The sequence below is a fragment of the Rhizobium sp. R339 genome, from assembly GCF_002211395.1.
In the GTDB taxonomy this organism is placed as follows: domain Bacteria; phylum Pseudomonadota; class Alphaproteobacteria; order Rhizobiales; family Rhizobiaceae; genus Rhizobium.
Genome location: NZ_LOKV01000012.1, coordinates 309821 through 329358 on the forward strand (window position 1 = coordinate 309821; position 19538 = coordinate 329358).

18 protein-coding genes are annotated in these 19538 nt (G+C 62.4%); 9 read left to right on the forward strand and 9 right to left on the reverse strand.

The features are described from left to right. Positions 1 to 4 precede the first annotated feature (4 nt). Entirely contained in the window at positions 5 to 841 is an 837-nt protein-coding gene (locus ATY76_RS15680; RefSeq protein ID WP_016735859.1) for a carbohydrate ABC transporter permease, read from the reverse strand. Then, entirely contained in the window at positions 838 to 1818 is a 981-nt protein-coding gene (locus ATY76_RS15685; protein WP_245309908.1) for a sugar ABC transporter permease, read from the reverse strand. The genes ATY76_RS15680 and ATY76_RS15685 overlap by 4 nt, the downstream gene beginning before the upstream one ends. A gap of 220 nt (positions 1819 to 2038) precedes the next feature. Here ATY76_RS15685 and ATY76_RS15690 point away from each other — a divergent pair, with 220 nt between their 5' ends. Both ATY76_RS15690 and ATY76_RS15695 read left to right on the forward strand, forming a co-directional pair. Then, positions 2039 to 3832 (forward strand): heparinase II/III family protein, encoded by a 1794-nt coding sequence (locus ATY76_RS15690; RefSeq protein ID WP_088675655.1) that lies wholly within the window; start codon positions 2039 to 2041, stop codon positions 3830 to 3832. Between the two features lie 69 nt (positions 3833 to 3901). Continuing rightward, positions 3902 to 4750, forward strand: a complete 849-nt coding sequence (locus tag ATY76_RS15695) for a carbohydrate-binding protein (RefSeq protein WP_088675656.1) — start codon at positions 3902 to 3904, stop codon at positions 4748 to 4750. On the opposite strand, the gene ATY76_RS15700 is transcribed toward ATY76_RS15695, so the two are convergent. Further along, positions 4745 to 5755 carry a helix-turn-helix domain-containing protein gene (locus ATY76_RS15700; protein WP_088675657.1) on the reverse strand — a complete coding sequence of 337 codons (1011 nt, stop codon included), beginning with the start codon at positions 5753 to 5755 and terminating at the stop codon, positions 4745 to 4747. The genes ATY76_RS15695 and ATY76_RS15700 overlap by 6 nt on opposite strands. Beyond that, positions 5752 to 6318 carry an isochorismatase family protein gene (locus tag ATY76_RS15705; protein ID WP_088675658.1) on the reverse strand — a complete coding sequence of 189 codons (567 nt, stop codon included), beginning with the start codon at positions 6316 to 6318 and terminating at the stop codon, positions 5752 to 5754. The genes ATY76_RS15700 and ATY76_RS15705 overlap by 4 nt, the downstream gene beginning before the upstream one ends. Before the next feature lie 206 nt (positions 6319 to 6524). Between ATY76_RS15705 and ATY76_RS15710 the strand changes: the two genes are divergently transcribed. Together ATY76_RS15710 and ATY76_RS15715 are read left to right on the forward strand one after the other, a co-directional pair. Then, complete coding sequence (locus ATY76_RS15710) at positions 6525 to 7193, forward strand: response regulator (protein ID WP_088675659.1); 669 nt, start codon at positions 6525 to 6527, stop codon at positions 7191 to 7193. Further along, positions 7183 to 8583, forward strand: coding sequence for a sensor histidine kinase (locus ATY76_RS15715; RefSeq protein ID WP_088675660.1), 1401 nt, complete (start codon positions 7183 to 7185; stop codon positions 8581 to 8583). The genes ATY76_RS15710 and ATY76_RS15715 overlap by 11 nt, the downstream gene beginning before the upstream one ends. A 248-nt stretch (positions 8584 to 8831) precedes the next feature. Here ATY76_RS15715 and ATY76_RS15720 read toward each other — a convergent pair whose 3' ends face one another. The 5 genes from ATY76_RS15720 to ATY76_RS15740 all read right to left on the reverse strand — a co-directional run bounded on the left by ATY76_RS15720 (position 8832) and on the right by ATY76_RS15740 (position 13757). Then, on the reverse strand, positions 8832 to 9713 hold the full coding sequence (locus ATY76_RS15720) for an ABC transporter permease (protein ID WP_088675661.1): 882 nt from the start codon (positions 9711 to 9713) through the stop codon (positions 8832 to 8834). Between the two features lie 13 nt (positions 9714 to 9726). Beyond that, positions 9727 to 10545 (reverse strand): ABC transporter ATP-binding protein, encoded by an 819-nt coding sequence (locus tag ATY76_RS15725; RefSeq protein ID WP_088676067.1) that lies wholly within the window; start codon positions 10543 to 10545, stop codon positions 9727 to 9729. Between the two features lie 94 nt (positions 10546 to 10639). Next, positions 10640 to 11653 carry an ABC transporter substrate-binding protein gene (locus ATY76_RS15730; RefSeq protein ID WP_088675662.1) on the reverse strand — a complete coding sequence of 338 codons (1014 nt, stop codon included), beginning with the start codon at positions 11651 to 11653 and terminating at the stop codon, positions 10640 to 10642. A 250-nt stretch (positions 11654 to 11903) separates the two neighbouring features. Further along, a complete protein-coding gene (locus ATY76_RS15735; RefSeq protein WP_088675663.1) occupies positions 11904 to 12632 on the reverse strand; it encodes a FadR/GntR family transcriptional regulator in 729 nt (242 codons plus the stop codon). Between the two features lie 117 nt (positions 12633 to 12749). Next, entirely contained in the window at positions 12750 to 13757 is a 1008-nt protein-coding gene (locus tag ATY76_RS15740; RefSeq protein ID WP_088675664.1) for a LacI family DNA-binding transcriptional regulator, read from the reverse strand. 207 nt (positions 13758 to 13964) lie between these two features. On the opposite strand from ATY76_RS15740, the gene ATY76_RS15745 reads away from it, so the two are divergent. From ATY76_RS15745 to ATY76_RS15765, 5 genes are all read left to right on the forward strand, one after another. Next, complete coding sequence (locus tag ATY76_RS15745; RefSeq protein WP_088675665.1) at positions 13965 to 15287, forward strand: alpha-L-fucosidase; 1323 nt, start codon at positions 13965 to 13967, stop codon at positions 15285 to 15287. Positions 15288 to 15336: 49 nt separating this feature from the next. Next, a complete protein-coding gene (locus tag ATY76_RS15750; protein WP_088675666.1) occupies positions 15337 to 16557 on the forward strand; it encodes a sugar ABC transporter substrate-binding protein in 1221 nt (406 codons plus the stop codon). Between the two features lie 18 nt (positions 16558 to 16575). Continuing rightward, a complete protein-coding gene (locus ATY76_RS15755; RefSeq protein WP_190233665.1) occupies positions 16576 to 17550 on the forward strand; it encodes a sugar ABC transporter permease in 975 nt (324 codons plus the stop codon). Further along, positions 17540 to 18424 carry a carbohydrate ABC transporter permease gene (locus tag ATY76_RS15760; protein WP_088675667.1) on the forward strand — a complete coding sequence of 295 codons (885 nt, stop codon included), beginning with the start codon at positions 17540 to 17542 and terminating at the stop codon, positions 18422 to 18424. Before ATY76_RS15755 ends, ATY76_RS15760 begins: the two co-directional genes overlap by 11 nt. A gap of 177 nt (positions 18425 to 18601) precedes the next feature. Next, a complete protein-coding gene (locus tag ATY76_RS15765; RefSeq protein ID WP_088675668.1) occupies positions 18602 to 19531 on the forward strand; it encodes a substrate-binding domain-containing protein in 930 nt (309 codons plus the stop codon). Positions 19532 to 19538: the final 7 nt, after the last annotated feature.

Here is a 19538-nt window from a genome sequence, read left to right on the forward strand (position 1 = left end):
GGCTTTAACCCTTCAGTCCCGTCGAGGCGATGCCTTCGACGAAGAAGCGCTGCAGAGCGAGGAAGACGACGAGAACGGGCACAAGGGCGACAACGGAGGCCGCCATGATCAGCCCGTACTCGGCCGAATATTGCGAGATGAACATGCGCAGGCCGATCTGGACGGTCTTCAGCTCGGTCTTGGTGAGATAGATCATCGGCCCGAGGAAATCGTTCCAGGTGCTGACGAAGGTGAAGATCGTCAGTGTCGAGAGGGCGGGCTTGGAGAGCGGCAGCATGATGCGCGCCCAGATCTGATATTCGTTCATGCCGTCGATGCGGGCCGCTTCGCAAAGCTCGGTCGGGATCGACATGTAGAATTGCCGCATCAGGAAAACGCCGAAGGCGGTGAAGGCCTGAAGGCAGATCAGCGCCAGATGCGTGTTGTTGAGGCCGAATTCACGCATCAGCAGGAATTGCGGCACCATATAGACCTGCCAGGGCATGGCGATGGTGGCGATATAGCCGAGGAACAGCGTGTTCTTGTAGGGGAAATTCAGCTTGGCGAAGGCGTAGGCGGCAAAGCTCGACGTCAGAAGCTGCAGCAGCGTGACGATGATCGTCAGCTTCGACGTGTTGTAGATGAAAAGCGCGAGCGGGATCTTGGTCCAGATGTCGACGTAGTTCTGCCACTGCGGCTGCGACGGTATCCACTCGATCGGGAAGGCGAAGACGTCACGGCTGAGCTTCAGGGACGCCGAGAGCATCCAGGCGAAGGGCATCAGCATCACCACAGTCACCGTGATGACGATCGCATAGAGGAGGACGGTTTTGACGGTGATCTTGCGTCCGGCGATCCTCATGCTTCGTCCTCCCTCTGGCGGTGGAACTGGAAGACCGTGACCGCGAGCACCAGGAAGAACAGTACAAGCGAAATCATGCTGGAATAGCCGAGATCCCAGGAAATGAAGGCCTCGTTATAGATGTGGTAGACGAGCACGAGCGTCGATGTGCCGGGGCCGCCCTGGGTGATCATGAAGATCTGGTCGAACACCTTGAAGGACTGGATCGTCAGCATGACGGTGACGAAAAAGGTCGTCGGCCCGAGCTGCGGCACGGTGACATGAATGAACTTCTGCCAGGAATTGGCGCCGTCGAGATCGGCAGCTTCATAGAGCTCGGCATTGATCCCCTGCAGGCCGGCCAGATAGATGACCATGTAATAGCCCATGTTCTTCCAGATGCCGAAGAGGATCACCGTCACCATCGCCCAGTGGCGGTCGGCCGCCCATCCAGGCATGTTCTTCGGGTCGAGGCCGAGCGTGTAGAGGATCATGTTCACCGGTCCCATCTCGGGATTGAAGATCATGTTCCAGACGACGGCGACGGCGACCAGCGAGGCGACATAGGGAAAGAACATCGCCGTGCGGAAGAAATTACGCCCCGCGATCTTCTGGTTGAGGAGGACGGCGAGGCCGAGTGCGCAGAGCAGCGTCGCCGGCACCGAGGCGACCGTATAGATGATCGTGTTCCAAAAGGCCGCGACGAAGGCCTTGTCGTCGAACAGCCGCCAGAAATTGTCGAGCCCCGCGAATGTGATCGCATTCGAGCCGTCCCAGTGCATGAAGGCGAGCGCGAAGGCGAAGAGGATCGGACCGAGCGTGAAGACGGCGAAACCGATGAAATTCGGCGCGATGAAGGAATAGGCGACGAGCGCGCTGCGAATCTTGCGCTGGCGCTTGGACAGGGCCGCGACCTTCCGGCGTGGAGTTGCCGGGGCGCCATCCCTGGCGATGACCGAATTCGATATGGACACCGATGCTTCCTCCTGGTCGGGCATTCCGCTGGCGGCTTCCGGGCTTTTCTAGCCTCAATCCAGAGCCGTTCGGGCGGACGGGTGCCGCCTGTTCTTCCTCCTGCCAAGGACATAGCACATCTCCGGTATTGGTCAAACAAGTTCTGAATAGATCATACAAATTTTATGGCGAGCGCCAAAAACATATGATAGGTGGAAATGGAGGCAGAGGCCCATCGATGCTTTTTCCGGTGCGGGGAGCGACATGTTCAGCGAGATTTCAGGCGCGTTGCCGCACGTCCTCGGCGATTTCATGCCAGGAGCCGTCTACTCCGACCGCAAGAAATGGAGCGCGGTGCCGCAGGCGGTGCGGGACGTGGTCGTGCGCGACGCCGAAGCCACGCTTGCGCGAACATGGCCTTTGATCACGGCCGCGGATTACCGGGAATATACGGCGACCGGCAATCGCTCGCGATTCGAGGAACTTTATTTCACACGGCGGCGGATGCTCAACGATCTGGTGCTGGGCGAACTCGTCGAAGGGAGCGGCCGGTTCCTGCCCGGCATCGTCGACGGCATCTTCCTGATCGCCGAGGAGAGCGGCTGGCAGCTTCCGGCACATAATGCCTATGGGCGCGGCGGCCCGCGTCTGCCGCTTCCCGACAGTTCGCAGCCGGTCGTCGATCTCTTCGCCGCCGAAACGGCAGCCCTTCTGGCAACGATCGTCGCCTTGCTCGGCGATGCGCTCGACAGCATCAGCCCGGAGATCGCGGCGCGTGTGAAGCGCGAGATCGAGGCCCGCATCCTGACGCCCTATCTCGGCCGGCATTTCTGGTGGATGGGCAACGGCGCGGAGCGGATGAACAACTGGACGGCCTGGATCACCCAGAACGTTCTGCTGACCGCCTTTTCGCTGAAGACCGATCAGCCGGCGCGCCGCGCCGTCACCGAAAAGGCGCTCGGCAGCCTCGATGCCTTTCTGAAGGACTACGCCGAGGACGGCGCCTGCGAGGAAGGCGTGGTCTATTACCGCCATGCCGCACTCTGCCTGCACGGCGCGCTGACCGTGCTCGACAGCGTTGCGCCCAGCCTGTTCGACAGGATCTGGCGGCAGCCGAAGATCCGCAACATGGCCGAATATATCGCCCACATGCATGTGGCCGGCCGCCATTATATCAACTTCGCGGATTCCTCCGCGGTGGTCGAACCCTGCAGCGCGCGCGAATATCTGTTCGGCAAGGCTGTTGGTTCCGAGATGCTGGCCGCCTTCGCCGCAGCCGACCGGGCGGAAGCCGAGAGCCCGCACCTGCCGGGAGAATGGAACCTCTGGTATCGCGTGCAGGAACTGCTGACCGGGCCGGCAATTCCAAAGACCGAGCCGAATCCGGTGTCCGGGCGGGATATCTTCTATCCCGGCATCGGCCTGTTCGTCACCCGCGACGGGCAGTTTTCGCTCGCGGTCAAGGGCGGCAATAATGGCGAGGGCCACAATCACAACGATGTCGGCAGCGTGACGCTCTATAAGAACGGACGCCCGTTCCTGATCGATGTCGGCGTCGAGACCTACACCGCCAAGACCTTCTCGCCGCGGCGCTACGAGATCTGGACGATGCAGTCGGCCTATCACAACCTGCCGACCTTCTCCAGCGTCATGCAGTCCGCCGGCGAAGCCTTCGGCGCCAGGGATGTCGAGGTCGAATTCGGCGAGGAAAGCGCGCGCATATCCCTCGAAATATCAGGCGCCTATCCCGAGGAAGCGCAACTGCGCAGCTATCGGCGCACGGTCTCCCTGCAACGTGGCCGCCATATCGAGATCGTCGATACCCATGACGGCGACCGGCCGGCGGTCCTGTCGCTGATGACGAGCCTCGCGCCTGTTATCACCGAGAACAGGATCGATCTCGCCGATCTCGGCAGCATTTCTGTCGATGGCGCTGGCGAAATCGAAATCGACGAGATCGAGGTGAACGACGCCAGGCTGAGATCGGCCTGGCCCGAGAAGCTCTACCGGCTGCGCCTGCCGTTCGCCGGCAAGTGCCTGAGATTGCAGATAAATTGAAAAGTTAGAGCATGATGTTGTCCGAAAACCGCTTACAGTTTTCGGCATCATGCTCCGAGGAGGCCGAACATGGAATTGACGCTGAAGATCGTGGATGCCGATGGGTTCGTGCTGGCAAGCGCCACCGGGCGGGACGAGACTTTTCTCGTCTATCGCCAGAACTATCGCGACGGCGACTGCGTCGTCGTCGAGGCTTCCGAGCCCGGCCATGTCTTCCTCGCGCTCGATAGCGCGATCCATCCCGCTTTGGTCTATCTCAGGGAAAGCGCCTATTCGCTTGCCGTGCCTTTCGGCGACAAGCGCAAGTCCTATTCCCCGAACGCCTTCAAGGGCGATATCCACCGGCTTTCGGCGCGAAGCGCGCGGCCCGACGAGCGCGCCCATCGGCGCAATCTCGCTTTAAACCCCTGGGACGACCACGCCAACCGGGCGCTCTTTCCGCATGCGCGCGCCAATGTCGAAACCCGCGGCGAAGCGGTCTTTGCCGCGCGCAACGCCATCGACGGCGAAAAAGCCAACGACAACCACGGATTCTGGCCCTACACCAGCTGGGGCATCAATCGCGATCCCAAGGCCGCGCTGACGGTGGAATTCGGCCGGCCCGTTCGGATCGACGAGATCGTCTTCTACATCAGGGCTGATTTCCCGCATGATTCCTGGTGGGAGCAGGCAAGCGTCACTTTCTCGAACGGCAGAACCTCCGCTTTTCCGCTGGTGAAATCCGGCGCGGCGCAGCGCTTTCCGATAGAGCCCTGCACCGTCGAATGGGTTGAACTGCACGGGCTTATCAAGGCCGAGGACAGCTCGCCTTTTCCGGCGCTGACGCAGATCGAAATCTGGGGGACGGAGGCGCTCGGCGCTGCGGCCGTCGCCGCCGAAGATCAGGCCGGTCACGCCGCTCTTTCTCTTCCTCTATGAACCCAAGGCCGGCCTCGGCCGCGCCGCGCTCGGCGGGCTCTCATGCAGCCGGTTCCACGCGCGGCGCAGCTGCCGGGCAGAGCCGAAGCCGGCGCGCATTGCCACGGCCTCCATATCCAGCCGCGAGCCGGCGAGCATCTCGCGGGCGAGCGCCACGCGCATGCGGTTGACGAAATCCGTGACGCTCATGCCGGTCTGCTCGTTGAACAGCCGCGAGAGGTTCCGCGGGCTGGCGCCGCTGAGGCGCGCCAGCGAGGCGACCGACCAGTCGCGAGTGGGGTCGGCGGCCACCGCATCCTGTGCACGATGAATGACCGGGTGGATATGGTTGCGGCCTTCGAGCCAGGGCGAAAGCTGCGGGTCCGAGCCGCCGCGCCTGAGATAGACGACGAGATATCGCGCCACCGCAAGCGCGCAGGCATGCCCCGCCGCTTCGGCGACGATATGCAGCATGAGATCAATGCCGGCGGTGATGCCGGCGCTCGTCAGACGCTCGCCGTCCTCGACGTAGAGCCGGTTTTCCCGGATGCGGGCGGTGGGCGCGAGCCTCGCGAGATCCTCCATGCAGCCGTGATGCGTGGTGCATTCGCGGCCGTCGAGCATCCCGGCCTCGGCGGCGAGCAGGGCGCCGGAGCAGATCGAGACCAATCGAATCCCCGGACGGATGGCGCGTTTCAGCCACGCGACGATCGCGGCCTGCGCGGCCCGCTCCTCCTCGTCCCAGGGACGGTTGTTTTCCATCGGGGCGTCGGCGCTGCCGGCGATGACGACGAGCGCCCGATCGGGCAGGTGCTCCGGCAGGGCGGCAACGCCGGTGACGGCAAGGCCGATCGAGCTGCCGACCGTTGCCGACGGGCCGATATAGGTGACGCTGAAGCGCACCGCCCGCTGTTCGAGATTCGCCTTGCGCAGCACTTCGATCGGGCCGGCGACGTCGAGCAGCAGCACGCGCGGCGGCACGACGACGAAGACGGAGATATCGAAGGGCTGCGCGGTATCCGTCATGCGGCGAGCGGCTTTCCGCGCTCCGCCAGCGCCTGCTCGACGGTGGCGATCCTGGCGAAACGGCCCGACAGGACCAGTTCCGTGCGGCCGCGGATTTCCCCGGCGCTCCAGGTGCGTCCCGCCGCGTCGGTCATCGGAAAGGTCAGCGTCGCTTCGCCGACATAATCGACCTGGTAGCCGAGATCCGATGCGTGGCGGGTCGTGGTCTCGCAGCATTGTTCGGTGCGGATGCCTGAGACGATGATGCGACGCACGCCATTCTCGGTCAGCCAGACGTCGAGTCCGGAGCCGACGAGGGCGCTGTGACGGCTCTTCCTGAAAGTCGCGCCGGGGGCGATCCTGAGCGGGGCGAGCGTCTTGACGAAGCCCGAGCCTTCCGAAAACGGTCCGCTTCCATCGACGTGGAAGATCTGAATGACGGGTATCCTGCTTGCCACCGCGCCATCGATCAGAGCCTGCTGGCGATCGATATAGGCGGATGCGAGGCTTTCATCCCAATAATCGCGCTGACGGAAGGACTCTTGAGCGTCGATGACGAGAAGGACGGTATCATGGCCGGACATTTCTTGCTCCGTGGATGTTGATCATGAACACCATATTCGGCGATCCCTGGACAGAGGAAAATGCATGCGCCGGACAAATAGCGGACACTTCGCGCCATTCATGGCGGAGAGCGGTCCGATGCCGCGAGCGGCGGGCGATAGCGAATGTTGTCAGCCATCCATGCGCACGCTTCCGCGAGCCCCTCCGCACGTGCTAAGGGGATCGGATGCGACTGCTTGTGGTGGAGGACAACAAGGATCTGGCGGCTTGGCTGGGCAAGGCCCTGCGGCAGGCGCAATATACGATCGACATTGCCTATGACGGCGAAGACGCCGAGCATCTGCTCAAGGTGGCGGAATATTCGGCGATGATCCTCGACCTTTCGCTGCCGAAGCTTGACGGATTGACGCTTCTGAAGCGGCTGAGGCAATCAGGCAACAAGCTCCCGATCATCATCCTGACCGCCAATGCGAGCCTGGACGGCCGCGTGGCGGGGCTCGACAGCGGCGCCGACGACTATCTCGCCAAACCCTTCGAAATCGCCGAACTCGAAGCGAGGATCCGCGCTGTGGTGCGCCGCGGGCAGGACCGGGCCTCGTCGGAGATCACCGTCGGGAACCTGCGTTTTTCCGGCGGCACGCGGCAGTTCCTCGTCGAAGGCGAGCCGCTGCAATTGACGCCGCGCGAATATGCCGTTCTCGAGCAGCTGGTCATGAAGGCGGGCAACACGGTCTCGAAGGCCGCCCTTTCCGAAAGCGTCTTCGGTTTCGACGACGAGGCGGATCCGAGCGCCATCGAAATCTATGTCCACAGGCTTCGAAAGAAGCTCGAGGCCAGCTCCGTGCAGATCGCGACGTTGCGCGGCCTCGGCTATCTCCTCAGACATGTTCAGTAGCGCCTTCAGCAAGAGCGTCGCCGCCATCGGCCGGCTCAGCCAGAGCCTCAGGGTGCAGTTGCTTTCCCTGGTGCTGCTGACGCTGTTCGGCGCGATCGCCTTCAATCTCTACGACAGTTTCTGGTCGGCCGATGCGACGGCGAAATTGGTGACGGACCGCACGCTTCTGGCCTCGGCCCGGGTGATTGCCGAGGCGGTGCGCGTCGACGAGGGTGGCAATGTCCAGGTCGATGTGCCGCCCGCCGCACTCGAGATGTTCGATACGGGGTTCGGCGACCGCGTCTTTTACCAGGTGATCACCGTGTGGGGCAATCTGGTGAGCGGCTTTCCCGACCTGCCGCTGCCAACAGCCCAGCGCGTCGGCGAGGATCGCGCTTTTCACGGTGCGGATGTGCGCGTCCTGATGCTCGACCATCCCGTCGTCGGGCTTCCCGATGACGGCACGATCTCCGTAACCGTCGCGGTGACGCATAACAGCCAATATGCGATGCGAAGGCAGCTGTGGCTTTCGGATTTTGCAAAGCAGTTCGTGCTGGTCTTCCTTGCAAGCCTGGTGACCATTCTCGGGCTGCAGCGCGGCCTTGCGCCGGCTCTGAGGCTGCGGGACGCCGTGCGGGAACGTGGCCGCAACCGTCTCGATCCGCTGCCGCCGGAGATGGTGCAGAGCGAGTTGCGCCCGCTCGTCCACGCGCTGAACGACCATATGGAGCGCGTGCAGAGCCAGATGGCCGCACAGCGGCGGTTCGTATCCAATGCGGCGCATCAGCTCAGAACGCCGCTCGCACTGATTTCGACGCAGGCGAGCGTGGCGGCCCGCGAAGGCGATGCGGCGCGCCGCGACGAGGCGCTTGCCGCGCTTCGCACCAGCACCAGGCAGATTTCGCGCCTCGCCGGCCAGCTCCTGACCTTGTCGCGGGCCGAGCCCGGGAGCCGGCGCCCGCGCAGCGACGTAACCGATCTCAGCAAGGCCGCCCGCGAAATATTGGAAGCGCATGCCGAAGAGGCGCTGAAACGCAACATCGATGTCGGCCTGGAAGCGGACGGCCCCGTCACCGTCGAGGGCGACGGCACCATGCTGCGCGAAATGCTGGTCAACCTCATCGACAACGCCATCCGCTACAGCGGTGCGGATGGACGGGTGACTGTCTCTATCAGGCAGGCGGACGGAAGCGCGGTCGTGACCGTGGAGGACAGCGGTCCGGGCATTCCCGAAGGCGAGCGCGAACAGGTTTTTGAACGCTTCTACCGGATCATGGGGACCGAAAGCGAAGGGAGCGGCCTCGGGCTCGCGATCGTCCGCGAGGTCGTCGAAGGGGCCGGAGGTTCGGTATCACTCGGCGATGCGAAGGGCGGCGGGCTCATCGTGACGGTGCGGCTGCCGCTTGCTTAGAGGCGAGGCGCCTCCATAAAAAGCGCTGGATCTGACGCCCAGGAACTGGCTTGATGGCACTCCTCACTCTACCCGGCGTCATCCTCGGCCTTGTGCCGAGGATCTGCTGCCCTATCGAACGGAGGCAGATGCTCGGGACAAGCCCGAGCATGACGAAAGGGAAGTTCGCTGACCTTGCGATCAAAAGAAAAGGCCGGGCTTCGCGCCCGGCCTTCGCCTCGATCTGCCTTGGGAGGAAGCAGATCCGATTATTGCGTGTCGATGTTCTGCTGCGGGCGCCATTTCGCCAGGCGGTTCTCGATCAGCGTCATGATGTATTCGGCAACGAGCGTCACGACCATGACGAGGAGGATTGCGGCGAACATGCCGGCGGCGTCGAAGGTGCCCTTGGCGATCGAGATCAGCTGGCCGATGCCGAAGCGGGCGCCGACGAATTCGCCGACGATGGCGCCGATGATCGCGAAGCCGAAGGAGACGTGCAGGCTGGCGAAGATCCAGCTCATCGCCGAGGGAATGACGACCGTGCGGGTTACCTGCCAGTCCGAGGCTCCGAGGATGCGGGCATTGGCGATCATGTTGCGGTCGGCTTCGCGCACGCCCTGGAAGGCGTTGGCAAAGACGACGAAGAACACCATGATGAAGGCGAGCGCCACCTTGGACGGCAGGCCGAGGCCCATGATCATGATGAAGATCGGCGCAAGCACCACGCGGGGGATCGAGTTGATTGCCTTGATGTAGACGGAGAAGATATCCGACAGGAAGCGGTTGCGGCCGAGGCCGATGCCGACGAAGACGCCGGTGATCGAGCCGGCGAAGAAGCCGATCAGCGCCTCTTCCATCGTCACCCAGAGATTATACCAGAGCGACCCTTCGGTGGTGCCCTCGGTTGCCCATTCGTAGAGGCGTTCAAGGACGCCGCTCGGGCTCGAATAGAAGAACGGATCGATCCAGTTCATGTTGGATGAGAGTTCCCACATGCCGATCACGAAGACCAGGATGGCGATCTGCCAGAAGCGCACCAGCATGTTGCGCCGGCGTATCGCCTTCATTGCGGAGGCTTCGATCTCGGCATCCGACGTGCCCGGGCGAAACAGGGTGGCCGAACCGGCCTCGAAAGTCGTGTTTGCCATGATATCCTCCCCCTCAGGCCGCTTCGCTTGCGCGGCGGTAGCTGGTCTCGACCTCTTCGCGCAGGTCCTCCCAGATGGTCTTGCAATAGTCGATGAAGCTCTGCTCGTAACGGATCTCCGACACCACGCGCGGGCGCGGAAGATCGATCGGATAGACCGACTTGACCGTGGCCGGGCCGGCGGTCAGCACATAGACCTTGTCGGCAAGCGCCACGGCCTCTTCGAGGTCGTGGGTGACGAACACCACCGAAGCCTTGCGCTCTGCCCAGAGCTTCAGCAGTTCCTCGTGCATGACGGTGCGGGTCTGCACGTCGAGTGCCGAGAAGGGCTCGTCCATCAGCAGGATCTCAGGCTCGTTGATGAAGGTCTGGGCCAGCGAGACGCGTTTGCGCATGCCGCCGGAGAGCTGATGCGGATAGTGATGCAGAAACTTCGACAGGCCGACGCGGGCCAGCCAGTCGCGGGCGCTCTGTTCCGCCTCGGCGCGCGACTTGCCGCGAAACAGCGGCCCGGCCATGACGTTTTCGATGACGTTCTTCCAGGGAAAGAGCGCATCAGTCTGGAAGGCGAAGCCGACACGCGGATCGATGCCGGTGATCGGCCCGCCCATCAGGCGGACTTCTCCGGCGGAGGGGCGTGCAAGGCCCGTCACGAGGTTGAGCGTCGTCGACTTGCCGCATCCTGTGGGGCCGACGACGGCGACGAACTCGCCGCGGGCAACCGTCATGTTGAAATCGCGCAGCGCAGTGAGCGACTTGCCTGTGGGCGAGACGAAGCGGCGGCTGACATTGATCAGCTCGATCGCCGGGACCTGTTTGTTGTCCTGTTGCATGGTGATACCTGAGGCGTGCTTGAGGGCGCGCACGCAATGCCCATGATCGAACGGAGGCCGCTCCCGCTTGGGAGCCGGGAGCGGCGCGGCTGACTTACTGGACGTTCTTGACGAATTCCGTCGTGTAGGTCTTGGAAAGGTCGATCTGCTTGCCCTTAACGTTCTTGGAGAACTCCGAGAGCACGGCAAGCACGGTCTTCGGGCCGTCTTCCGGCATGACGCCATCGGCCGTGAACATGCCCTTGCCCTCTTCGAGAGCCTTGACGTAGCCGTCCTTGTCGCCGACGTAGAAATCCTTCGGCATCTTGTCGGCGATTTCGGCCGCCGAATGGGTGTCGATGTATTTCAGCGTCTTGACGAAGGCGTTGGCGAGTTTCTGCGCCTCTTCCTTGTGCTCATCGACCCAGGAGGCTTCCATGTAGAGCGAGGCGGCCGGATAGGTGCCGCCGAGCGCCTGACGGGTTGCTTCGACGGTGCGCATGTCGACGAGAACGCTCGCTTCGCCTGTTTTGATCATGCGCGAGATCGTCGGCTCCGTCGTCATGCCGGCCTGAATCTGATCCTGCTGCATGGCGGCGATGAAAGTGCCGCCGGCGCCGACCGGAATGGTGACGACGTCGCCGGGCTTGAGGCCGGCCTTGGAGGCCATGAAGAGGGTGAGGAAGTTGGTGGAGGAGCCGAGGCCGGTGACGCCGAGGCTCTTGCCCTTGAAGTCGGCCGGCGACTTGATCTCGGGATGCTTGCTCGACACCATCTCGACCTCGCCCGGCGCCTGGCTGAACTGGACGATGGATTCGACGAACTTGCCCTTGGCCTGGAGATCCACACAGTGGTCGTAGAAGCCGACGACACCCTGGACAGCGCCTGCCAGCAACTGGTTTTCGGCATCGACGCCGGCGGCTTCGTTCAGAAGCTCGACATCGAGACCCTCGTCCTTGAAGTAGCCGAGGGATTCGGCGAGCTTGGCGGGCAGATAGATCTGCTTTTCATAGCCGCCGACCATGATGGTGATCTTGTCGGCTGCATGGGCGGCTGTCGTAGCAAAGGATGCTGCGGTCAACAGGGCGGAAAAAGCGACGGTGTGAAAAAGGCTGCGTGAAGAACGCATGGAAAACTCCTCCTAGTGGTTTACCCGCATCGTCGTCTCGCCACCTTTGACCCGTGTCTCCTCCACGATGCTGCCCTTTCCTATGACGCCGAAGCTTTCAACTAGCTTTCAGCCGCAGACGGGTAAACTATCCGTCCATGCCGCATGCGGATAGCGGCCGCGCAGCAGCCCTAGAATAGACGTGATGACGCAATCGGCCAGCAGATTTGCTTGCTGCGGCCGGATGGGCTTGCGGCGCTTCCCGCCGGCCTCAGCTTGTAAAGCTGCGCAGATCCTTCAGCAGATTGCGATATCGCGCCTGGCTGCCGACCAGATGCTCACGCATGGCGTTGCGCGCCGCCTGATCGTCCCTGTCGGAGATCGCGACAATGATCGCTTCATGTTCGCGATGGATGAGCTTGCGATAGGCGGTCTGCTCGGCGGTTCTGGTTTCCGGGACGAGCCTCGATTGCGGGATGATCGCCGAGCCCTGGGATTCCAGGAAGTGCTTGAACAGCGGATTGTTCGTCGCCTCGGCGATGGCGACATGCAGTTCCAGATCCGCCTCGCGGATGGATTGGTCTGTCTCGATGCAATGGAGGATTTTCCGGTGGCATTCGAAGATCGCCTCCTCCTGCGCCGGGGAACGGCGGAGCGCGGCAAGTCCCGCCGCCTCGATTTCAACGGGCGTGCGGATTTCGAGCACTTCGAGATCGGAAGCGACGCGGGCCTTGTCGACCTTCCGGCCCGACAGCGCCGGGTCGGGGCTGATCACGAAAATTCCGGCACCCTGGCGCACCTCGACCAGCCCGTCGGAGCGCAGCGCGGCGACCGCCTCGCGCACCACGGTTCGGCTGACGCTGTGCGTTTCGGTCAGTTCATGCTCGCTCGGAAGCTTGTCGCCGGCCGCATACTGCCCGCTCAAAATGGCTTGCCGAAGGCTTTCGCCGACCCGTGAGACCAGCGACCCCGAGCCCCTACCGCGATCCTTCCCCTGCATAGCCACGCCTTCACCCCGCATCGGCCTTCATCCGGATGCCGGCGGCACTCCGAAATTTACGATTCATCACACATGTATGACAAATTCTCGGATCTTTCAATGGTGAGCGGAAAGTCCTTACAGCCGCCTAGTCGACTCCCCGCGCACGAATCTTGGGGTCAGAATGAAATCCCGCGGCGGCTCGGCGGCGGCTTCCGGGCTTGAGATTCTTGCCAACAGACGCTGCGCCGCCAGTTCGCCGAGCTTATGGGCATCCTGCACTACCATGGTGATGCGCGGTGTGATGACGTTGCTCCAGGGCACGTCGTCGACCATCGCCAGCGATACGTCCTCAGGGCAGCGGAAACCCATTTCCTGCATCACCTGCAGCGTCGCGAGCCCCATCATGTTGTTGGCGCCGATGATGGCGGTCGGCCGGTCGCGGCGGGTGAGCAGGCGCATCGCCTGCGTATGGCCGCCCGTCCTGGTATAGCCGCCTTCGGTGACCAGCGAAGGATCGACATCGACGCCGGCGGCCGCCATCGTATCCATGAAGCCCTTCAGGCGCTCGTCGGCGGTGTGCAGGCCGCTCGGGCCGGAGATGAAGGCGATGCGCCGGTGGCCGAGTTGCAGCAGGTGCTCGGTCAGGATGGTCGTCGTCAGCGGATTGTCGGAGCCGACGAAATCGCGCTCGGCACCCTCCACCTTCTGGTCGAACATCACGATCGGCGTCTTGAAGTCACGCAGAAAGGCCGCGTATTCCTCGCCGTGGCCGTTGGTCGCCAGCGCGATGCCGGCGATCTTCTGGGCTTCCATTCGCTCCAACAGCGCCCGTTCGAGATCGGCCCTGCCGGAGGAGTCGGCGATCAGGACGAAATAGCCGTGGTCGAGCGCCTGGTGCTCGATCTCGCGGCGGATGTCGCCGAAGAACATGTTGCCGAGATTGGCGGACACGAAACCGATGAGCGAGCTGCGCCCGCGCGCCAGCGTCTGGGCCACCGGATCGATGCGGTAGCCGGTCGATTTGATCGCCTGCTGGATGCGGTTCAGCGTCTCGGCGCCGACCCGCTTCGGGCTGTTGAGCGCAAGCGAGACGGTCGAGATCGAAACCCCCGCCAGGCGCGCGACATCTCGTATGGTCGTCATATCTATCGAACCGGTTCTAAAGCTTTCCTTTTGTCAGATTTCTTTCATCTGCGCAACTTATCCTCCATGATTAGCCGGAATGTGTGCCAATACAACGGGTTTCACGATTTCCGAATTTCAGCTTGACAGGCACGGTATCAAGCAAGATGATCAGTCACCGAACCGGTTCGATATGATGTCGAGCCGGAAAACAGGGAGGAGAAACCTGTGACGAGTTCGGAAAGCCAGCCGGAAAATCCTGTATCGGGAGGGGCGGGCAAGCACGCCTGGTTCAGCCATGATCGCCTTGGCATGTTCATCCATTGGGGCCTTTATGCTCTGGGGGCGCGGCATGAGTGGCTGAAGAACCGCGAAGAGCTGAACGACGACCACTATCAGCGCTATTTCGAGAATTTCGATCCCGATCTCTACGATCCTAAGGCCTGGGCGCGCCGCGCCCGGCTTGCCGGCATGAAATATGTCGTGGTGACGACCAAGCATCACGAAGGCTTCTGCCTGTGGGACAGCAAGGTCACCGGTTACAAGGCGCCGAACACGCCCTGCGGCAAGGATCTGCTGACGCCGCTGGTCGAGGCCTTTCGCGCCGAAGGGCTGAAGATCGGCTTCTACTATTCGCTGCTCGACTGGCACCATCCCGACTTTCCGATCGACGTCCACCATCCCCTGCGCAACCATCCCGACGCCGAGGCGCTGAATTCAGGGCGCAACATCGCCAATTACGCCGCCTATATGCGCGAACAGGTGCGCGAGCTTCTGACCGGCTTCGGCCGCATCGACATCATCTGGTTCGATTTCAGCTATCCCGGCCGCGAATATCGCGGCCTGCCCGGCAAGGGGCGGGCGGACTGGGAGAGCGAACGGCTGCTGGAACTCGTGCGTGAGTTGCAGCCCGAAATCATCGTCAACAACCGCCTCGACCTGCCGCAGGGCAAGCTACCCGATGTGACGACGCCGGAGCAGTATACGCCGCGCGTGGCGCCTGCCATCGCCAGCCAAGGTGTGCTCTGGGAAGCCTGCCACACCTTCAGCGGCTCCTGGGGGTATCACCGCGACGAGGACAGCTGGAAGAGCCCGGAGCAGATCATCCAGCTGCTGATCGATTCCGTGGCGCTCGGCGGCAACCTCCTGATGAATGTCGGCCCGACCGGCCGCGGCACTTTCGACGCCCGCGCCATTTCCGCGCTCGAGGTCTACCAGAACTGGATGGAGGTCAATGGACGCTCGATCTACGGCGCCGGTCCCTCGGAATTTCCGGTGCCGGCCGGCTGCCGCTACACGCAGCGCGGCAACCGCCTCTATCTGCATGTCTACAACTGGCCCTACCGCCACATTCATATCGAGGGCCTCGCCGACAGGATCGCCTATGCGCAGTTCCTGCACGACGCCAGCGAAGTGCGCTGGCTCAGCCAGACGAAAGACGTGGATTCCAATATCGGCGTGATGGTGCCGGAGGGCATGATCACGCTCGAACTGCCGGTCCGGCGACCTGACGTTACCGTCCCGGTGATCGAGATCGTCCTCAAGACGTGAACTCGGTCGCACTCGCGTGTTCATTGCGTCATGGAGGGAGGAGAAACCCATGAAGGTTCTGAAGAAAACGCTTTTGCTTGCCGCAATCGGCAGCAGCCTCTTTGCCACAACAGCATCGGCCGAGCAGATCAACCTGACCTGGCAGATGTGGACCGGTTCCGATGCCGACACCAAGGGCTGGCAGCACCTGGCCGACATGGTGACCGCCAAATATCCCGACATCAAGGTGACGCTGACGACGACCGGCTGGGTCGATTACTGGACCCGGCTGCCGGTGCTGGCGGCCTCGGGCCAGCTCGCCGACATCGTTTCGATGCAGTCGCTGCGCATGCCGAATTTCTATTCGCTGCTCGAGCCCTTGAACGACCGGATCGCGGCCGACAAGTTCGATCTCGGCGCCTTCACGCCCTCGATTATCGGCGGCATGTCCGTCGACAAGCAGCTCTACGGCCTGCCCTATGATGTCGGTCCGTGGGTCATCTACTATAACCAGGATGCGCTCGAAGCCGCCGGCGTTCCACTGCCGAAACCGGGCTGGACGCTTGCCGAATTCACCGATGCCGCCAAGAAGCTCACTAAGGACGGCAAATACGGTTTTGGCATCACGCCGCAGAACTATTCGGTTCTGGCCTCTGCCTGGGGCGATAAGTATCTCAATGACTCCGGGGAGCTTGACCTTACCAACCCGAGCGCGATGGCCGCCGCCGACAGGGTGATCGGCTTTGCCGCCAAGGACAAGGTCGCGCCGCTGGTGCCGTCGAGCGCCGATGCCGGCACGGTGATCCAGGGCCGGTTCTATTCGGGCAATGTGGCCATGTACGTCGACGGCCCGTGGTCGATCATCGGCATGAAGGACAAGGTTAAGTTCAAGGTTGGTTCTGCCACCCTCCCGCGCGCGGACGGCGAGCTTACAGCCGTCACGGCGGGCTCAGGTTTCGGCATCGCCACGACCAGCAAGAACAAGGATGCGGCCTGGAAGGCGATCCAGGTGCTGACCAGTCCGGAGGCATTGCAATATCTCGCCGAACAGGGCCGCGCGCTGCCGGCACGAACGGCCTCGCAATCCTCCTGGTATAAGGTGGCCGCCAAGGACATCACCAATGGCGGCGAGGCGCTCGATTATTCGCTGGCACATTCCGTCCCCTATGTGATCACCAACAACTGGGCGGCGGTGGAAAACCTGTTCAACCAGTATTTCCCGCCGGCCTTCGCCGGCAGCGCCGACGCCAAACAGACGATGGAGACCATCCAGAGCCTCGCGCAGCAATAGAGCCCGCGCGTCCTGGAGATGCGCAGGCGCCCGCCGCGGCAGGAATTGCCGCGCATGGAGGAAGATATGTCGGAAAGCGCCGTTGCCGAAATCAGCCTGCAGTCCGGTCAGCCACGGCGCTTCCTGAAGCCCGAGACACAGACGGCCATGCTGTTCCTGTTGCCGAGCTTCCTCGGCTTCATGATCTTCATGGCCCTGCCGATCCTGGCGTCGCTGGCGCTCTCCTTCACCAACTGGCAGCTGATTTCGACGCCGTCTTTCGTCGGCTTCCAGAATTACATCAAGCTCTTCACCGTCGATCCCGCCTTCTACACCATATTGAGAAACACGCTGTTTTTCGCCGTCGAATATCTGGCGGTGAACATCATTGTCTCGCTGGTGCTGGCGGTGTGGATATCGAGCCTCAAGCGCGGCAAGGCGATCTTCCGGGTGATCTTCTTCCTGCCCACCTTCACCCCGACGATCGCAGCTTCCGTCGTGTGGCTGCTGATCTTCACGCCGGACGGGCTCGCCGATAGCATCATTCGGTCGCTCGGCCTCGGCCTGCCGAATTTCCTGCTGAGCTCCAGCTGGGCGATGCAGGCGGTGGTGCTCGTCACGCTCTGGGCCAATGTCGGCTACAACGTCGTGATGTTCAACGCCGCGCTCGACCTGGTGCCGAAGCACTATCTCGAAGCGGCGATGATCGACGGGGCAGGGCCCTGGCGGCGCTTCTGGCGCATCCGCCTGCCGCTCATCTCGCCGACGGTCTTCTTCGCCACCGTCATGACGGCCATCACCTCGCTGCAGGTCTTCGACGAGATCTTCGCCATGACGCGCGGCGGCCCGGGCTCGGCGACGGCCACCCTCGGCTTCGCCATCTACCAGAAGGGCTTCACCAATTTCCAGATGGGCTATGCCTCGGCGCTCGCCTGGGTGATGTTCGTCATGATCATGGGCCTCACCATCCTGCAGTTCCACATGCAGCGCAAATGGGTGCATTATGACGATTGACGCGACCTCCCGGCATCCGCATTCCGTGTCCCAAAACCGGCACCGCATCCTGCGGCGGATCGGCACCTTCATCAGCTATGCGGGCCTTTCGCTGATTGCGCTGCTCTTCCTCTTTCCCTTCTTCTGGATGGTGTCGAACGCGGTGCGCTCCAATACCGAAGTGCTGGCCGTGCCGGTGCGTATCCTGCCTGAGGAATATCAGTGGGGCAATTTCGTCGAGGCGCTGGTTTCGCTGCCCTTCGGTACCTTCCTGATGAATTCCTTCATCGTCGCCTGCGGCGTGACCGCGATCGTACTCGTGGTCTCCTGCCTCTCGGCCTATGCTTTTGCCCGCCTGCGGTTTCCCGGAAGGGAAGGGCTGCTGCTCACCTATCTGAGCACGCTGATGATCCCGCAGGTGATGCTGGTCATCCCGCTCTTCCTCGTCGTCAGCAAGCTCGGCTGGATCAACACCTATCACGGCATGATCCTGCCGGTCGCCTTCTCGTCTTTCGGCACCTTCCTGCTGCGGCAGTTCATCCTCGGCATTCCCAAGGATCTCGACGAGGCGGCGATGATGGACGGGGCGTCGCGCCTGCGCATCCTGGTCACCGTCATCGTGCCGCTCGCCATGCCGGCCATCGGCCTCTTGTCGCTCTTCACGTTCATCGCCCAGTGGAAGAGTTTCCTCTGGCCGCTGATCGCCACCAGCGGCCTCGACAAAGCCACGCTGCCGCTGGGGCTCACTCTGTTCCAGACCCAGCAGGGCACCTCCTGGAACTACATCATGGCCGGCGCGACAATATCCATGGTGCCGGGCGTCATTCTCGCGATCGTGCTGCAGCGGGTGATCTACAAGGGCATCACCGTCGGCTCCGGCTTTGGCGGACGCTGATATTTAAAAACAAAGACCTGCTGCCGTCACTTCAAATCCGGCTCCACCTGTTTCAAGCCAGCGGCGTGCCGCCGCAAGATTCCGATTCCCCGCGTTACTTCTCTCTTCGGCGCGCAAAGTAAAATTTAACCATGATTTGAAATAACGCAGTTCCATCCGAATTGCGCAGGGGAATTCATGAAAACGGCCACGCTTGCATCCATCGCCTTGGCGATGTCGGTCACTGTCGCGAATGCGCAGACGATCGGCGTCTCGATGTCCGATCTCGATAAATTCAGGACCGCGCTGCTGAACGGCGTCGTCAACCACGGCCAGACGATCTCCGGCCTCAAGCTCGTCACCGAAAACGCCAAGGGCGACAACGAGCTGCAGAAGAAGCAGGTCCAGAAGCTGATTGCCGACAAGGTCGATGCGATTATCCTGGCCGTTTCCGATGGCGATCTCGGGCCGCAGATGACCAAGATGGCGGCGGATGCCGGCATTCCGCTTGTGTACATCAACAACGTTCCCTCCAACCTGCTCGATCTTCCCGAAAACCAGGTGGTGGTCGCCTCCAACGAAAAGGAATCCGGCACGCTGGAGACCAAGCAGGTCTGCGCTCTGCTCAAGGGCAAGGGCCGTGTCGTCGTGTTGATGGGCGAACCCTTCCACGCGGCCGCCCGCGCCCGCACCCAGGATATTTCAGACGTCATCGCCACGCCCGAGTGCAAGGGGCTTGAGATCGTCGAGCGACAGGCGGCCTATTGGTCGCGCGATTATGCCGATGAGCAGATGCAGGAATGGCTTTCGGCCGGCGTCAAGTTCGACGCCGTCATCGCCAACAATGACGAGATGGCGCTCGGCGCGATCCGCGCCATGAAGAAGGCCGGCATGCCGATGAAGGACGTCGTCGTCGCCGGCGTCGACGCAACCGACGATGCGCTGGCTGCGATGGTCGCCGGCGATCTCGACGTGACCATTCTGCAGAGCGCCGTCGGGCAAGGTGCCGCCGCCGTCGAGGCTGCCGTCAAGCTTGTCAAGAAGGAGAAGGTGCCGCGGGAAAACAACGTTCCCTTCGAGCTCGTGACCCCTGAAAACATTGCCCAATACCTGCCGAAGAGCCAGTGAGCATAAG

Bases quoted from the DNA above. Each gene is read 5' to 3' on its own strand.
- ATY76_RS15680 (WP_016735859.1), bottom strand. From the start codon at position 841: ATGAGGATCGCCGGACGCAAGATCACCGTCAAAACCGTCCTCCTCTAT.
- ATY76_RS15685 (WP_245309908.1), bottom strand. From the start codon at position 1,818: ATGCCCGACCAGGAGGAAGCATCGGTGTCCATATCGAATTCGGTCATC.
- ATY76_RS15690 (WP_088675655.1), top strand. From the start codon at position 2,039: ATGTTCAGCGAGATTTCAGGCGCGTTGCCGCACGTCCTCGGCGATTTC.
- ATY76_RS15695 (WP_088675656.1), top strand. From the start codon at position 3,902: ATGGAATTGACGCTGAAGATCGTGGATGCCGATGGGTTCGTGCTGGCA.
- ATY76_RS15700 (WP_088675657.1), bottom strand. From the start codon at position 5,755: ATGACGGATACCGCGCAGCCCTTCGATATCTCCGTCTTCGTCGTCGTG.
- ATY76_RS15705 (WP_088675658.1), bottom strand. From the start codon at position 6,318: ATGTCCGGCCATGATACCGTCCTTCTCGTCATCGACGCTCAAGAGTCC.
- ATY76_RS15710 (WP_088675659.1), top strand. From the start codon at position 6,525: ATGCGACTGCTTGTGGTGGAGGACAACAAGGATCTGGCGGCTTGGCTG.
- ATY76_RS15715 (WP_088675660.1), top strand. From the start codon at position 7,183: ATGTTCAGTAGCGCCTTCAGCAAGAGCGTCGCCGCCATCGGCCGGCTC.
- ATY76_RS15720 (WP_088675661.1), bottom strand. From the start codon at position 9,713: ATGGCAAACACGACTTTCGAGGCCGGTTCGGCCACCCTGTTTCGCCCG.
- ATY76_RS15725 (WP_088676067.1), bottom strand. From the start codon at position 10,545: ATGCAACAGGACAACAAACAGGTCCCGGCGATCGAGCTGATCAATGTC.
- ATY76_RS15730 (WP_088675662.1), bottom strand. From the start codon at position 11,653: ATGCGTTCTTCACGCAGCCTTTTTCACACCGTCGCTTTTTCCGCCCTG.
- ATY76_RS15735 (WP_088675663.1), bottom strand. From the start codon at position 12,632: ATGCAGGGGAAGGATCGCGGTAGGGGCTCGGGGTCGCTGGTCTCACGG.
- ATY76_RS15740 (WP_088675664.1), bottom strand. From the start codon at position 13,757: ATGACGACCATACGAGATGTCGCGCGCCTGGCGGGGGTTTCGATCTCG.
- ATY76_RS15750 (WP_088675666.1), top strand. From the start codon at position 15,337: ATGAAGGTTCTGAAGAAAACGCTTTTGCTTGCCGCAATCGGCAGCAGC.
- ATY76_RS15755 (WP_190233665.1), top strand. From the start codon at position 16,576: ATGCGCAGGCGCCCGCCGCGGCAGGAATTGCCGCGCATGGAGGAAGAT.
- ATY76_RS15760 (WP_088675667.1), top strand. From the start codon at position 17,540: ATGACGATTGACGCGACCTCCCGGCATCCGCATTCCGTGTCCCAAAAC.
- ATY76_RS15765 (WP_088675668.1), top strand. From the start codon at position 18,602: ATGAAAACGGCCACGCTTGCATCCATCGCCTTGGCGATGTCGGTCACT.